Source organism: Pseudomonas sp., assembly GCF_017744435.1.
Lineage (GTDB): Bacteria > Pseudomonadota > Gammaproteobacteria > Pseudomonadales > Pseudomonadaceae > Aquipseudomonas.
Genome location: NZ_JAGIBG010000034.1, coordinates 16,984 through 31,794, shown reverse-complemented (window position 1 = coordinate 31,794; position 14,811 = coordinate 16,984). Strand labels below are relative to the sequence as shown.

The window sequence follows — 14,811 nt, the reverse complement described above, 5'->3', positions numbered from 1 at the left end:
GGATCGCGTATCACAAAGCAATCAATTCGGGTCTCAGGCCTTCCACCCGGCGCGCTGGCGATGGCAGGTAGCCGCCGTCGCCAGTGATCTGGTGCAGGACCTTCTCACGCAGTGCATGCAAGGCCACCCCGGTGCGCAGGCGCGGGTGGGGCAGGTCGATTTCCACCACCGACTTGATCCGCCCCGGGCGCGGCTCCAGCACCACCACCCGGTCGGCGAGGTAGGTGGCTTCCTCGGCATCGTGGGTCACCAGTAGGGTGGTGATGCCGGCGCGTTCGCGGATGGCCAGCAGTTCGTCCTGCAGCTGCTGGCGGGTCAGTGCATCGAGCGCGCCGAACGGCTCGTCCAGCAACAGGATGCGTGGGCTGGCCACCAGGCCACGGGCGATTGCCACGCGCTGGGCCATGCCGCCGGACAGCTGGTGTGGGTAGGCCGACTCGAAACCGACCAGGCCCACCAGTTGCACGAACTCATGCACACGCCGGGCGCGTTCACCCTGGGTCAGGTGTTCGTTGACCAGGCCCAGGGCGATGTTCTGCTCAACCGTCAGCCAGGGGAACAGGCGATGCTCCTGGAATACGATGCCGCGCTCGCCGCCGATGCCGCTGACCGCCTGGCCATCGACGCGGATAGTGCCGCTGTAGTCGGTGTCCAGCCCGACCAGCAGGCGCAGCAGGGTCGACTTGCCGCAACCCGAGGCGCCAACGATGGCGATGAACTCGCCTTCGTTGATGGCCAGGTTGAAGTTGCGGATGGCCTCGAGGGGCTGGCCATCGACACTGAAGACTTTGCCGACGCCTTCGAAGCTGACCAGCGGCGGCGTGGTGTCGGCCTGATTGGCCGCGAGCAGGTGTGAAGCATTGAAAGCATTCATGCGGTTCTCCAGCGCGTGGCGCGCGATTCGAGGCGTTGGCCGAGGGTGCCGAGCAGGGCGCCGACCAGGCCGATCAGGACCATCGCGGCCATGACCTGGTCCATGCGGAACAGTTGCTGGGCGCCGATCATCAGGCTGGCGATGCCGCCGTCCGAGGGCATGAAGTACTCGGCACCGATGGTGCCCAGCCACGCGTAGATCAATGACAGGCGCAGGCCGGCGAATATCGCCGGTGCGGCGCCGGGCAGCACCAGCAGGCGCAGGCGTTGCCACAGGTTCAGGCGCAGTGTGCGCGCCGCTTCGCCCAGTTGCGGTGAGAGGCTGGCGATGCCGCGTTGGGTGGCGATCAGCAGCGGAAAAAACGCCGCCAGGCCGACAAACACATTCTTGGCCCCTTCGCCGAGGCCGAACCAGGCCGTGAGCAAGGGTACCCAGGCAAACAGCGCCACTTGCCGCAGGGCCGAAAGGCTTGGCCCGAAGAGACGTTCCGCATTGTGTGACAGCCCCAGCAACAGCCCGCTCAGCAAGCCGGCGCCGCCACCCAGGAGCAGGCCGGTCAGGGTGCGCTGCAGGCTCAGCAGCATGGCTTCAGGCAGCGAGCCATCGGCCAGGCCACTGAACAGGGTGCGCAACACCTCCAGCGGGGACGTGAGAATGTTCGGGTCGATCCAGCCGAAGCTGTTGCTCGCCTGCCATAGCGCAAGCAGCGCTGCCGGCAGCAGCAGGCTCTGCCAGCCCCGTGGCACAGGCCCGCGCTGTTGTTCGCCAGTGGCCGGTTGCGGCCAGTACAGCAAGCGCTTTTCCAGGGTCGAGAAGCCACGTTCCAGCAGTGCACCGACCAGGCCAATCACCAGGATGCACAACAGCACCAGATCGAGCATGAACAGCTGCCTGCCCCATACCATCAGGTAACCGATGCCTTCGCTGGAGGCCAGCAGCTCAACGGCGAGCAACGAGGTCCAGCCTGTCGCCAGGGCCAGGCGCACCCCAGTGAGGAAGGCAGGCAGGGCAGCTGGCAGCAGCAGGCGCCGGAACAACAGGTGGCGTGGCAGGCGCAGCGCGGCGGCGGCTTCGCGCAGCTTGGGCTGGGCATCGCGCACGCCGACCAGGGTGTGCAAGGTGACCGGTACCACCACGGCCTTCACCAGCACCACCAGCTTGAGCAGTTCGCCGATACCGAAGAACAGCATGAACAGCGGAATCCAGGCCAGGGTAGGGATCTGCGCCAGGGCCACGAAGGTCGGCAGCACCAAGGTCTGCGCCTGGCGTGAGGTGCCCAGCCAGGTGCCGAGCAGCAAGCCGCTGCCGACGCCCGCCAGCAGCCCCCAGAACAGCCGCTGCAGACTTATCCACAAGTGCCCCCAAAGCTCACCGGAGCCAAACTCCAGTGCGCTCTGCCACACCAGCGAAGGTGCCGGCAGGATCTGCTCGCTCATCCAGTGCTGCCGGCTCGCCACGACCCACAGCAGCGCAATCAGGACCGGCACTACCCATGGCAAGACGCGGCCTTTGTGGGAGCGGCCTTGCGTCGCGATTGGGTCGCGCAGCGGCCCCCGAAGCCAACCCCGCCCTCTGCTCAGAACTCCATTCATCGGCCATCTCTCGAAGCGTTCCAATGTTATTCGCTTATGGAATTAAAAATTCACACAAGAGACCTTCAAGAGATAAGAGCATGCAGTCCCTGCAGGCGGAACCCTCTCGCCATTGCGTTTTCCTCATATTTTCGATGCGTTTCCCGCAAGCCGCCCCGCGCCCCGCATCAATCCTCGTTTATGTCTTCCAGTTACTAAAAAATGAAGTTTTGATCTTTGTAGGTTCTAACCAGACCTGCCTAGCTTCTGGCCAAAGCGCCGGCCATCGCCGGTGGCAGCCTGCCAAGGAGCCTTGCCATGAAAACCCCTCTGCGCCACCTGATCACCGCCCTCGGTCTGGCCTTTACCCTGAGCGCCCACGCCGCCGAGCCGGACAAGCCGGAAAGCATCCGCATCGCCGTGCCCGACCTGAGCGCCGGCAGCAAGCACAGTGCCGGCGGCGTAGTCGATGTACTGCGTGACCAGCAACTGCTGGAGAAGGCATTCGCCAAAGACGGCATCCGCATCGACTGGCATTTCTTCAAGGGCGCAGGCCCTGTGGTCAACGAAGCCTTGGCCAATGGCCAGGCCGACTTCGCCTACCTGGGCGACCTGGCGGCGATCGTCGGCAAGGCCAACGGCCTCGACACCCGCGTGCTGACGGCCGGGGTGCGTGGGGTGAAGAGCTATCTGGGGGTGGTGCCGGGTTCCGGCATCAAGACCCTGCACGACCTCAAGGGCAAGCGCGTTGCGGTGTTTCGCGGCACCGCCAACCAGCTGTCGTTCGCCAGTGCCCTGGCCAGCCAGGGGCTGTCCGAGCGTGACCTGAAAGTGATCAACCTCGACTTCAACGCCGCCAACGCCGCATTGGCCGCCAAGCAGATCGACGCCACCTGGGGCCTCTCCAGCCTGCTGTCGCTGCGTGAGCGCGGGCTGGTCGAGCTGCCCGTCAATTCCCGCGACCTGGCCGGCGCCGGCAGCACCCAGGCGGTTTTGCTCGGCACCGGCGACTTCATCCGCAAATACCCCGAGCTGGTGCAGCGCCTGGTCAATGCCCAGGAGCAGGCCGCCAGCTGGCTGCGCGACGAGCATAACCGCGAGGCCTATGTCGACCTGGTGGCGAGCAACGCCAACTGGCCGCGCAGCATCCTCAGCGATGACCTGGCCAAGGAAGACCTCGCCCATTACTTCGACCCGCGGCTGGACGCCGATTTCGTTGCCCAGCTGCAGCAGGGCGTCGACCTGGCCGCCCGCGAGCGCCTGATCCGCCGTGGCTTCCAGGTTTCCGAGTGGATCGAGCCGCGTTTCCTCGATGCCGCACTGCAACACCAACAGGCCGTGCAGGCCGCCCGCTGAACCCAAAACCCGACCATGACCGCAAGGACCACGACCATGAGCAATGCCGCACTGGCCTCCGCGCCACACGCCCTCGAACTCGACATCCACCCGGTTGCCGGCCGCATCGGCGCCGAAATCCGTGGGTTGAAGCTGTCCGCCGACCTCGATGCCGCCACCATCGACGCCATCCAGGCAGCCCTGGTGAAGCACAAGGTGATCTTCTTCCGTGGCCAGACCCACCTGGACGACCTTAGCCAGGAAGGCTTCGCCAAGCTGCTCGGCGAGCCGGTCGCCCACCCCACCGTGCCGGTGGTGGACGGCACCAGCTACCTGCTGCAACTGGACGGTGCCGAAGGCCAGCGGGCCAACTCCTGGCACACCGACGTGACCTTCGTCGATGCCTACCCCAAGGCCTCGATCCTGCGCAGCGTGGTGGCGCCGGCTTCCGGCGGCGACACCGTCTGGGCCAACACGGCCGCGGCCTACCAGGAACTGCCCGAGCCGCTGCGCGAGCTGGCCGACAAGCTGTGGGCGGTGCACAGCAACGAATATGACTACGCGAGCATCAAGCCCGATGTTGACCCGGCCAAGCTCGAGCGTTATCGCAAGGTGTTCACCTCGACCGTGTACGAGACCGAGCACCCGGTGGTGCGGGTGCACCCGGTCAGTGGTGAACGTGCATTGCAGCTTGGGCATTTCGTCAAGCGCATCAAGGGCTATTCGCTGGCCGACTCGCAGCACCTGTTCGCGGTGCTGCAGGGGCATGTGACGCGGTTGGAGAACACCGTGCGCTGGCGTTGGGAGGCGGGGGATGTGGCGATCTGGGATAACCGCGCCACGCAGCATTATGCGGTGGATGATTACGGTACCCAGCCGCGGGTGGTGCGGCGGGTGACCTTGGCCGGTGAAGTGCCGGTGGGGGTTGATGGTCAGTTGAGCCGGACTACCCGTAAGGGGTAGGCCTGTAGAGAAACCCTGTGGGAGCGGGCATGTCGAGGCGTCGAACCGCCGCGAAGCAGGCGCCGCGATTGATGGCACCGGCTCCGCCGGTGTTCGCGGGCTCGCCCGCTCCCACAGATTCGGCAGGGGCGTTCAGATCTCGGTATCACAGGCAATCAGCTGCCTGACCAACCCCTGCGCCAACGGCGACAAGCCATACCCCACCCGGCTCACCACCCCATAGCGGGTATAGAACGCCTCTTCCTGCTCCGGCGCCAGGTCCACCAGTTTCAACGCCACCAGTCCCCGCTCCATCTGGTAAGGCCGCAAGTTGGCATTGCAGGCGATACCAATGGTGTCCGAATGCATCACCACGTTCAGCAGCGCATAACCATGCTCGCACTCCACCGTCGGCAGAAAGTCCTGCCGGCCACTGAGATCGCTGAGGATCTTGCGGATGTTCGGCGGGCGGAAGGTGGTTGCCAGCGGGTAGTCGAATACATCCCTGGCGCGTACCTCGGCCTTTTCGGTCAGCGGGTGCCCGGCCCGGCAGCAGAAGTGCCAGCGCTGCGGCACCAGCTTGTGTACGCGGTAATCCGGGTCGGACTCGAACTGGCGTGTGTCGGCCACGAAGAACTCGATCTCTTCGGCAATCAGCTTGCGGTTCAGCACCTGCCAGTTATCCACCTGGAAGCAGGTGCGCGCCGCCGGGTACTCGGCCACGAAGCGCGCCACCGCCCGTGGCACCAGGCCACCTGCGGGTGCCGGGCCGGAGCCGAAGCGCACCACGCCTGTGGTGGCGCCATTGAACTGGTGGATCTCGTTGACCAGGTTATGCGCGCCATGCACCAGGCGCCGCGAGTGCTCCAGCACCAGCAGGCCCTGGCGGGTGGGTGAAAGTTCCTTGCTGGCGCGGTCGACCAGGCGGCAGCCGATGTTGTGCTCCAGGGTCTGGATGCTGCGGCTGAAGGCCGATTGCGACAGGTTTACCGCCGCAGCTGCGGCGACAAAACTGCGGTGCTCGACAAGGGCAATGTAGTGGCGCAACTGACGCAGATCGATATGCATTTTCTACATTAAAACCTTCGGTCAAATGCAATTGCTGACAAGGGCGAGTCCCCTTATAAAGGGAGTCACTTATTCCACAAAATATGAATTACAAATATTTATATTTCTTAAAAGAATATAAGCCCGACTGACCGCGATTCGGTTCCGCCAACGGAAATGCTCGCCCAGGGCCCATGCCTCAAGGAGCATTTGCATGTCCGGACTTTCCCGCTGGCCTGCGCGCGCGTCGCGTTTCACCTTGCAACCCTTGGCCGCCGGCGTGTTGCTGGCGGCATCCAACGGCAGCTTCGCCGAAGAACCCGTCAGCACCACTCCGGCCGTGGAGCAGGAAGCCAAGCTCGGCACGGTCACAGTCAATGCCCGCCGCCGCGAAGAAACCGCGCAGAGCGTGCCCACGCCGATCAGCGTGCTCAGCAGCGAAACCCTGGAAACCCAGCGCATCTACCGTGTGCAGGATCTGCAACAGCTGGTGCCCAGCACCAACGTCGCCTATGTGCATGCGCGGCAGTCGAGCATCTCGATTCGTGGCCTGGGCAATAACCCGGCCAGCGATGGCCTGGAAGGCAGCGTCGGGATCTACCTGGACAACGTCTACCTCGGCCGCCCGGGCATGGCGGTGTTCGACCTGCTCGATGTCGAGCAGCTGGAAGTGCTGCGTGGCCCGCAGGGCACGCTGTTCGGCAAGAACACCACGGCGGGGGTGCTGAACATCACCACGCGCAAGCCGACCTTCCACCCGGAAGGGAGCATCCAGCAATCGGTTGGCGAGGACGGCTACCTGCAGACCCAGGGCAGCTACTCCGGGCCGATCACCGAGACATTGGCCGGGCGCATCAGCGCCTATCGCACTGAAGACGACGGCTATGTGAAGAACATCTACAACGGCGACGAGCTCAACGGCGGCAAACGTCAGGGCTTTCGTACCCAGTTGCTGTTCCAGCCGAGCGAAACCTTCAACCTGCGCTGGATCGGCGAGTACAACGAAGAAGACTCCAACAACGGCATCCTCAGCCTGTACAGCACCGGGCCGACCATCAATGGCGTCAACCGCTACGAAAGCCTGGCCGCCCAGGCCGGCGCGACGCTGGTGTCGGGCAAGGACCGCAAGGTCAACTTCGATGCCGACCAGCAGGTGACGGTGTTCCAGGGCGGTACCTCGGTGGAGGCCAACTGGACCCTGCCCAACGACTTCACCCTGACCTCGATCAGCGCCTACCGCTGGTGGGACTTCACCCCGCGCAACGACGACGGCCTCAATGTGCCGGTGTTCTACAGCGCCGGGGTTTCGGTGCGCGACAAGCAGTATTCGCAGGAAATCCGCCTGGCTTCGCCTACTGGTGGCCTCTTCGACTATGTGCTTGGCGCGTACTACTTCAAGCAGGACCTGGACAACAAGTCGTTCACTTATTACGGGCCCCAGGCCGATATCTGGAACCTGACGCCGGCTGGCGCCCTGAACAACGTCAATACCATCGGCAATGGCCATATCGATACCGACAGCTACGCGCTGTTCGCCCAGGGCACCTGGCACGTCACCGATCGCCTGGACTTCACCGCCGGCATCCGCGGTACCTACGAGGAAAAAAGCGCCTGGGTGACCCGTGATGCGCCAACCGGCGGTGCTGCCGTGACCGGTGCCGCTGCGGCGGCACGCCAGGGCAGGGTAGGGGCGTACGACTCGGGCGACCTCAACCAGTACAGCTTCAGCCCCTCCGGGCTGCTCGGCCTGAGTTACCGCTTCAACGAGCAACTGCTTGGCTACGCGACCCTGACTCACGGTGAGAAATCGGGTGGCGTGAACCTCACCGTCGGTGCCGCGCCACGCCTGGGTACCGACTCACTGCTGGTCGGCACCGAGCGGGCCAACAACGCCGAGTTGGGCCTCAAGAGCACGCTGTTCGACAACCGCCTGCAACTCAACACCAACCTGTTCTGGACCGAGGTGCATGGCTACCAGGCCAACGTCTACGACCAGATCAACCGTGTGCAGTACCTGGCCAACGCCGGCAGCGTGCGCTCGCGCGGCCTGGAATTCGAAGCCACGGCGCTGCCGGTCAAAGGCCTGACGGTGAACTTCAACGGCTCATGGAACGACGTCCGCTACCTGAAGTACGACGACGCTCCGTGCCCGCCAGAGGTGAGCCTGGCCAATGCCACGGCCACCTGCGACCTGTCCGGCCACCAGGTGGTCGGCGCCTCCAAGTACATCGCCAACCTCAACGGCGAATACAAGTGGCAGGCCAGCCAGCACGTCGAGCCCTACGTCACCGCCAGCTACGCGTTCCGCTCACGGGCGGTGGGCACCATCGACGATTCCGACTTCGGCCAGATCCCCAGCTACGCGCTGGTCAACCTCTCCGCCGGTGTGCGCCTGGACCAGGGCGACGGCGTGGTCGACCTGTCGCTGTGGGTGAAGAACGCCGGCGACAAGACCTATTTCACCAGCCTGTGGAACTCCGCCAACGGTGGTTATGCCGGCGTGCTCGGCACTCCGCGCACCTTCGGCGCCACCGCCCGTTACGACTTCTGAGTAAAAAGGAGCTTTGCCATGAATGCCAAGACTGAAACCCCAGTACTGCCCGAAGGTGCCTGCCTCACGGCCAAGGTCCCCGAACGCACCGAGGCGCTGCTCGGCGATGTGGTGGTCAACCCGTACCGCCTGGCGCCACTGACCGCGATCATCCGCGACGGTGGGCGCCGCCTGAGCGCCGCCCATGTGCGGGTGCGCGGTCGCGGCGAGCGCGGTGTCGACATCGCCTACGAGGTATCGGAGCGTTCACTGTGGACCTACGGCGGCATCCCGGTATTCGGCCTGTACCCGGATCACGTCAACCAGGTGGAAGTGACCTACAAGCTCGACGGCGAGCGCATCCGCGAGGAGTATCAGATCTATGCCCCGGCCGTGCGCCTGCCGGTGGTGGCGAAACAGACTGCCGCGCTGCCTGAGGTGGAGCCGGTCAAGGTGGCGCCAGGCTTCGAGCAGCGCCTGTACCTGTTCAACCACTTGCAAGGGGACATCCCCGGTGGCCGCGCCTTCAAGTGGAACGGCCTGGGCGGTGCCGCCGAGTGGGACCAGGTGGGCAACAACTGGATCGCCGACAGCAACGGCGACGTGCGCTGGTACCTGGACATCGAGCAGATCCACGATTCCAACCGCCGCGACGGCCTGGGCGGGACCATGGGCTTCCAGCAGACCCGCGACGGCAAGCTGATCTGGGGGCAGGGCCAGACCTACTCCAAGTTCGACCTGCTCGGCCGGCGCATCTGGCAGCGCAACCTGCCGGACAAGTTCGCCGACTTCTCCCACGAGATCCGCGAAACCGCCAACGGCACCTACCTGCTGCGCGTCGGCACCAGCGATTATCGTCGTCCGGATGGCAAGCGGGTGCGCTCGATCCGCGACCACATCATCGAGGTCAGCGAGGCGGGGGATGTGCTGGACTTCTGGGACCTGAACCAGATTCTCGATCCCTATCGCGGCGACCTGCTGGAAACCCTGGGCAAGGCAGCGATCCAGCTGCCAGAGGGTGTGCACAAGCAGGATGACCGCCTGGCCAACGAACTGGCCGAAGGCGACCTGCCGTTCGGCGATACCCCTGGCGTGGGCACCGGGCGCAACTGGGCGCACGTCAATGCCATCGACTACGATGCCGATGATGACAGCATTATCGTTTCAGCTCGCCATCAGGGGGTGGCGAAGATCGGTCGTGACAAGCAGGTGAAGTGGATTCTCGCTTCACCGCAAGGCTGGCCGCAGCACTTGCGTGAGAAGGTGCTGACACCGGTCGCAAGCGAAGGCTTCGACTGGTCCTGGACCCAGCACACCGCCTGGCTGACCGGCAAAGGCACACTGACCGTGTTCGACAACGGCTGGGGGCGCGACTTTGCACCGACCAAGCTCAGTGGCAACTACAGCCGGGCGGTGGAATACAAGATCGACGAAGCCAAGGGCACGGTCGAGCAGGTGTGGGAATACGGCAAAGAGCGGGGCGACGAATGGTACAGCCCGGTGACCTCGGTGGTGGCCTACCGGCCAGAGACCGATACCCAGTTCATCTATTCGGCTTCGGTGAATTTCCTCACGCCCGAGAAGCTGACCACCACGGTGCTCAATGAGGTACGTCGAGGGACCCAGGAGGTACTGGTGGAGCTCAAGGTGCATAGCCGCCAGCCAGGTTCCGTTGGCTATCGTGCGCTGGTGATCGACCTGGCCAAGGCGTTCTGATTCATCCCTTCCGGGAGGGCCGTCGGTCCTCCCATCACATTTCCTTCAGCTCGTTCGTCTAACCTGTACTGGCCCTTTCGCGGGCACGCCCGCTCCCACAGGTATTGCACCGAACTTGAGACCGGTGGGGTACCTGTGGGAGCGGGCGTGCCCACGAAAGGGCCGGCTGCCACAGCACAAAATTGTGAAATTTCCGCCAGGGTGTTCAACCATTCGTTCTTTTTTTCGAACAGCCTATTGTCCAACACCCCAGCAGCCGCTTAGCATTCGTTTGAGATTTCAAACGCTCGATGCCCTGCCTTGGGCGCTTTTCAAACAATCAACAATTCGGGAAGCCGACATGCAGCTCAAAGACGCTCAGTTGTTCCGCCAGCAAGCCTTCATCAACGGTGAGTGGCTGGATGCGGACAGCGGCCAGACCATCAAAGTGACCAACCCGGCCACTGGTGAAGTCATCGGTACCGTGCCGAAGATGGGCACCGCGGAAACCCGCCGCGCCATCGAAGCCGCCGACAAGGCCCTGCCGGCCTGGCGTGCACTGACCGCCAAGGAGCGTTCGGCCAAGCTGCGTCGCTGGTTCGAACTGATGATCGAGAACCAGGACGACCTGGCTCGCCTGATGACCACCGAACAAGGCAAGCCACTGGCTGAAGCCAAGGGCGAAATCGCCTACGCCGCCTCGTTCATCGAGTGGTTCGCCGAAGAAGCCAAGCGCGTCTACGGCGACACCATCCCGGGCCACCAGCCAGACAAGCGCCTGATCGTCATCAAGCAGCCGATCGGCGTTACTGCGGCCATCACCCCGTGGAACTTCCCGGCCGCCATGATCACCCGTAAAGCCGGCCCGGCCCTGGCCGCTGGCTGCACCATGGTGCTCAAGCCTGCATCGCAGACTCCGTACTCCGCCCTGGCCCTGGTCGAGCTGGCCAACCGTGCCGGCATCCCGGCTGGCGTGCTGAGCGTCGTTACCGGCAGCGCTGGCGAAGTCGGCGGCGAGCTGACCGGCAACTCCCTGGTACGCAAGCTGTCCTTCACCGGCTCGACCGAAATCGGTCGCCAGCTGATGGAAGAATGCGCCAAGGACATCAAGAAGGTTTCCCTGGAGCTGGGCGGCAACGCTCCGTTCATCGTGTTCGACGACGCCGACCTGGACAAGGCGGTCGAGGGCGCGATCATCTCCAAGTACCGCAACAACGGCCAGACCTGCGTCTGCGCCAACCGTATCTACGTGCAGGACGGCGTCTACGACGCGTTCGCCCAGAAGCTGGCCGCTGCTGTCGCCAAGCTGAAGATCGGTAACGGCCTGGAAGAAGGCACCACCACTGGCCCGCTGATCGACGGCAAGGCTGTCGCCAAGGTCCAGGAACACATCGACGACGCCGTTGGCAAAGGCGCCAAGGTGCTGTCCGGTGGCAAGCTGATCGAAGGCAACTTCTTCGAGCCGACCATCCTGGTCGACGTGCCGAACACCGCTGCTGTCGCCAAGGAAGAGACCTTCGGCCCACTGGCGCCGCTGTTCCGCTTCAAAGACGAAGCCGAAGTCATCGCCATGTCCAACGACACCGAGTTCGGCCTGGCCTCGTACTTCTACGCCCGTGACATGAGCCGTGTGTTCCGTGTCGCCGAGGCCCTGGAATACGGCATGGTGGGTATCAACACCGGCCTGATCTCCAACGAAGTCGCGCCGTTCGGTGGCATCAAGGCTTCGGGCCTGGGCCGCGAAGGTTCCAAATACGGTATCGAGGACTACCTCGAAATCAAATACCTGTGCATCAGCGTCTGATCGCCGGGTAAACGGTTTTACCTCTGCCAGCGGGGCGCGAGAGCGACGTCTCGCTGGCCTTTTTGACATCGCAGTACCTGGTGGCCAGGGCGTTTACGGCAGTCGATCAACGAATACTGTTCGCGAGCACACCCAGCCACCCCCGAATAAAAGCGCCGCTGATCGGCGCAAATGAGGGCATTATGAGCAAGACCAACGAATCCTTGATGCAACGTCGTGTCGCCGCCGTCCCACGTGGCGTTGGCCAGATCCACCCGATCTTCGTCGAATCCGCGAAGAACTCGACGGTGATCGACGTTGAAGGCCGCGAACTGATCGACTTCGCCGGCGGCATCGCAGTACTGAACACCGGCCACCTGCACCCGAAAGTGGTAGCAGCTGTGCAAGAGCAGCTGACCAAGGTCAGCCACACCTGCTTCCAGGTGCTGGCCTACGAGCCTTACGTCGAGCTGTGCGAAAAAATCAACAAGCTGGTCCCAGGTGACTTCGACAAGAAGACCCTGCTGGTCTCCACCGGCTCCGAAGCCGTTGAGAACGCCGTCAAGATCGCTCGTGCCGCCACTGGCCGCGCTGGCGTGATCGCCTTCACCGGCGGCTACCACGGCCGTACCATGATGACCCTGGGCCTGACCGGCAAGGTCGTGCCGTACTCCGCTGGCATGGGCCTGATGCCAGGCGGCATCTTCCGCGCCCTGTTCCCGAGCGAGCTGCACGGTGTCAGCGTTGACGACGCCATCGCTTCGGTCGAGCGCATCTTCAAGAACGACGCCGAGCCGCGCGACATCGCCGCGATCATCCTCGAGCCAGTACAAGGCGAAGGCGGCTTCCTGCCAGCGCCGAAAGAGCTGATGAAGCGTCTGCGCGAGCTGTGCGACAAGCACGGCATCTTGCTGATCGCCGACGAAGTGCAGACCGGCGCTGGCCGTACCGGCACCTTCTTCGCCATGGAACAGATGGGCGTCGCGCCTGACCTGACCACCTTCGCCAAATCCATCGCTGGCGGCTTCCCGCTGGCCGGTGTGTGCGGCAAGGCCGAGATCATGGACGCCATCGCTCCGGGCGGCCTGGGCGGCACCTACGCTGGTTCGCCGATCGCCTGCGCCGCGGCCCTGGCCGTTATCCAGGTGTTCGAGGAAGAGAAACTGCTGGACCGCAGCAAGGCTGTCGGTGAGCACCTGACCACTGGCCTGCGCAAGATCCAGGAAAAGCACCCGATCATCGGCGACGTCCGTGGTCTGGGCTCGATGATCGCTGTGGAAGTCTTCGAAAAAGGCACCCACACCCCGAACGCTGCTGCCGTTGCCCAGGTTGTGGCCAAGGCACGCGACAAGGGTCTGATCCTGCTGTCCTGCGGCACCTACGGCAACGTCCTGCGTATCCTGGTTCCGCTGACCGCCGAAGACGCGCTGCTGGACAAGGGCCTGGCCATCATCGAAGAGTGCTTCGCTGAACTCGCCTGATGTGACGCGCTTCTAAAAAAAACCCGCTTCGGCGGGTTTTTTTTGTGCCCAGAAAAGCTGTGTGCGGCTATGGTGGTGAAAGGATTCGCCTTGGAAGCTGCGAAGGACTGTGTGTCAGGGATATTCAGGAGTTGGCCATGAGTGCTGCAGACCCCACCCCACCTTGCGTATTGATCGCCGAAGGCGACCCTTGGGTACGCGAAATGCTGAGCGAAATGCTGCTCAGCGTGCGTTGCGATGCCCGCTTGCAAGTCTGCGCCGACGGCTCGCAAGCGCTCACGGCGCTGGCCAGCAAGCCCGACCTGATCATCGCCGCTCGTGAGCTGGCAGGCTTCGATGGCCTCGACCTGCTGCGCAAGGTGCGCGCCAAGGGCCCGGCACTACCGTTCATTCTCATGAGCAACCGCAGCGATAGCGCCAGCGTGCGCGAAGCATTGCCGCTGCACCCCACGGCTTACCTGAGCAAACCGCTGAACCTGGACAAGCTGCGCAAGAGCCTGGAAGAACTGCTGCTGGCCGTGGGCGAACAGATTGCCTGCCCGGTGCCGCCGCTGCAGCCTGGCGCCAACCTGCCGGCCTACCTCGAACAACGGCGCGCCACCGCCGATGGCGGGCCGCTGTTCGCCGATGTGCAGGTGGCGATCAAGCGCGCGCTCAACCCGCAGGGCCTGAACCTCAAGGTGCTCGAAGAGGAAGTGCGTGACGACCCACAGATCACGGCGGTGCTCATCGCCGCTGCCAACAGTGCCAGCCTGCACCGTGACGCGCCTGTGCAAACGCTGATGCAGGCGCTGAACAAGCTCGGCAGCACCCAGAGCATGAATCTGATTCTCGGCCTCACCCTCAAGCGCAGTGCACGGCTGAGCGACCCGTTGCTGACGCAACATGCCACGCATTACTGGAACCTGTCGTTGCACACGGCCGAATACGCCCGCACGCTGGCGCGCATGCTCGAACTGGATCAGGAGCGCTGCTATTGCGCCGGCCTGCTGCATTGCCTGGGTGACCTGGCGGTGCTGCGCTGCCTGCAGGAATGGCGCCTGGCCGGTGGCGAACTGGACGAGGACCGGGTGCAGCTGTCGCTCAATGAGTTTGGCGCGGCGTTCGGCTCGGCGTTGCGTACACGTTGGCGCTTGCCGCTGAGCCTGCGCGAGCTGATCGCGGCGATCTACCAGCTGGGTGGCGGGGTGTATTCGCGGGAGATCCTGGCCTTGAACCTGGCCGGGCAAGTGGCGCGCCTGCCGGCGGATCAGGGGCTGGAGAAGATCGCCAATAGCAAGACGGCACGTTTGCTGAAGGTGGGGCTGCCGGAGCTGAGCCGGTTGCGCAAGTTGGAGAATCCTGAGGTGAAGCCGCAGGAGGAAATGAAGGAGCCTGTGGTGGAAGCTAAGGGTGAGGAACCACCTATTCCTGAAGAACGAGCGCCGACTTGAGATATTGGGGCCGCTTCGCAGCCCTTCGCGGGCATGCCCGCTCCCACAGGAATCGTAGAGCCTTGAAGGGCAGCGCCGTACTTGTGGGAGCGGGCATGCCCGCGAAGGGCTGCGCAGCGG

At 64.0% G+C, this 14,811-nt stretch carries 10 protein-coding genes; 7 read left to right on the top strand and 3 right to left on the bottom strand.

The window, feature by feature from the left end:
- Positions 1 to 10 precede the first annotated feature (10 nt).
- Together J7573_RS20405 and J7573_RS20400 are read right to left on the bottom strand one after the other, a co-directional pair.
- On the bottom strand, positions 11 to 874 hold the full coding sequence (locus J7573_RS20405; RefSeq protein WP_294339633.1) for an ABC transporter ATP-binding protein: 864 nt from the start codon (positions 872 to 874) through the stop codon (positions 11 to 13).
- Positions 871 to 2,466 (bottom strand): ABC transporter permease, encoded by a 1,596-nt coding sequence (locus J7573_RS20400; protein WP_294339632.1) that lies wholly within the window; start codon positions 2,464 to 2,466, stop codon positions 871 to 873. Before J7573_RS20400 ends, J7573_RS20405 begins: the two co-directional genes overlap by 4 nt.
- A 297-nt stretch (positions 2,467 to 2,763) precedes the next feature.
- Here J7573_RS20400 and J7573_RS20395 point away from each other — a divergent pair, with 297 nt between their 5' ends.
- Positions 2,764 to 3,801, top strand: coding sequence for an ABC transporter substrate-binding protein (locus tag J7573_RS20395; protein ID WP_294339629.1), 1,038 nt, complete (start codon positions 2,764 to 2,766; stop codon positions 3,799 to 3,801).
- 36 nt (positions 3,802 to 3,837) lie between these two features.
- The gene (locus J7573_RS20390) at positions 3,838 to 4,743 is read left to right on the top strand and encodes a TauD/TfdA family dioxygenase (RefSeq protein ID WP_294339627.1); all 906 of its coding nucleotides are present in this window, start codon (positions 3,838 to 3,840) and stop codon (positions 4,741 to 4,743) included.
- A gap of 132 nt (positions 4,744 to 4,875) precedes the next feature.
- On the opposite strand, the gene J7573_RS20385 is transcribed toward J7573_RS20390, so the two are convergent.
- Positions 4,876 to 5,790: a LysR family transcriptional regulator gene (locus J7573_RS20385; RefSeq protein ID WP_294339625.1), complete on the bottom strand. Its 915-nt coding sequence runs from the start codon at positions 5,788 to 5,790 to the stop codon at positions 4,876 to 4,878.
- Positions 5,791 to 5,983: 193 nt separating this feature from the next.
- On the opposite strand from J7573_RS20385, the gene J7573_RS20380 reads away from it, so the two are divergent.
- The 5 genes from J7573_RS20380 (at position 5,984) to J7573_RS20360 (ending at position 14,691) form a co-directional block, all read left to right on the top strand.
- Positions 5,984 to 8,320, top strand: a complete 2,337-nt coding sequence (locus tag J7573_RS20380; protein ID WP_294339623.1) for a TonB-dependent receptor — start codon at positions 5,984 to 5,986, stop codon at positions 8,318 to 8,320.
- Positions 8,321 to 8,338: 18 nt separating this feature from the next.
- Positions 8,339 to 10,015, top strand: a complete 1,677-nt coding sequence (locus tag J7573_RS20375; protein WP_294339621.1) for an aryl-sulfate sulfotransferase — start codon at positions 8,339 to 8,341, stop codon at positions 10,013 to 10,015.
- A gap of 340 nt (positions 10,016 to 10,355) precedes the next feature.
- Positions 10,356 to 11,798, top strand: a complete 1,443-nt coding sequence (gene gabD / locus J7573_RS20370; protein WP_294339617.1) for an NADP-dependent succinate-semialdehyde dehydrogenase — start codon at positions 10,356 to 10,358, stop codon at positions 11,796 to 11,798.
- Between the two features lie 182 nt (positions 11,799 to 11,980).
- Entirely contained in the window at positions 11,981 to 13,258 is a 1,278-nt protein-coding gene (gene gabT / locus J7573_RS20365; RefSeq protein ID WP_054887246.1) for a 4-aminobutyrate--2-oxoglutarate transaminase, read from the top strand.
- A gap of 137 nt (positions 13,259 to 13,395) precedes the next feature.
- Positions 13,396 to 14,691 carry a response regulator gene (locus tag J7573_RS20360; protein WP_294339614.1) on the top strand — a complete coding sequence of 432 codons (1,296 nt, stop codon included), beginning with the start codon at positions 13,396 to 13,398 and terminating at the stop codon, positions 14,689 to 14,691.
- Positions 14,692 to 14,811: the final 120 nt, after the last annotated feature.

Bases quoted from the DNA above. Each gene is read 5' to 3' on its own strand.
- J7573_RS20405 (WP_294339633.1), bottom strand. From the start codon at position 874: ATGAATGCTTTCAATGCTTCACACCTGCTCGCGGCCAATCAGGCCGAC.
- J7573_RS20390 (WP_294339627.1), top strand. From the start codon at position 3,838: ATGAGCAATGCCGCACTGGCCTCCGCGCCACACGCCCTCGAACTCGAC.
- J7573_RS20400 (WP_294339632.1), bottom strand. From the start codon at position 2,466: ATGAATGGAGTTCTGAGCAGAGGGCGGGGTTGGCTTCGGGGGCCGCTG.
- J7573_RS20375 (WP_294339621.1), top strand. From the start codon at position 8,339: ATGAATGCCAAGACTGAAACCCCAGTACTGCCCGAAGGTGCCTGCCTC.
- gabD (WP_294339617.1), top strand. From the start codon at position 10,356: ATGCAGCTCAAAGACGCTCAGTTGTTCCGCCAGCAAGCCTTCATCAAC.
- J7573_RS20395 (WP_294339629.1), top strand. From the start codon at position 2,764: ATGAAAACCCCTCTGCGCCACCTGATCACCGCCCTCGGTCTGGCCTTT.
- J7573_RS20385 (WP_294339625.1), bottom strand. From the start codon at position 5,790: ATGCATATCGATCTGCGTCAGTTGCGCCACTACATTGCCCTTGTCGAG.
- J7573_RS20380 (WP_294339623.1), top strand. From the start codon at position 5,984: ATGTCCGGACTTTCCCGCTGGCCTGCGCGCGCGTCGCGTTTCACCTTG.
- gabT (WP_054887246.1), top strand. From the start codon at position 11,981: ATGAGCAAGACCAACGAATCCTTGATGCAACGTCGTGTCGCCGCCGTC.
- J7573_RS20360 (WP_294339614.1), top strand. From the start codon at position 13,396: ATGAGTGCTGCAGACCCCACCCCACCTTGCGTATTGATCGCCGAAGGC.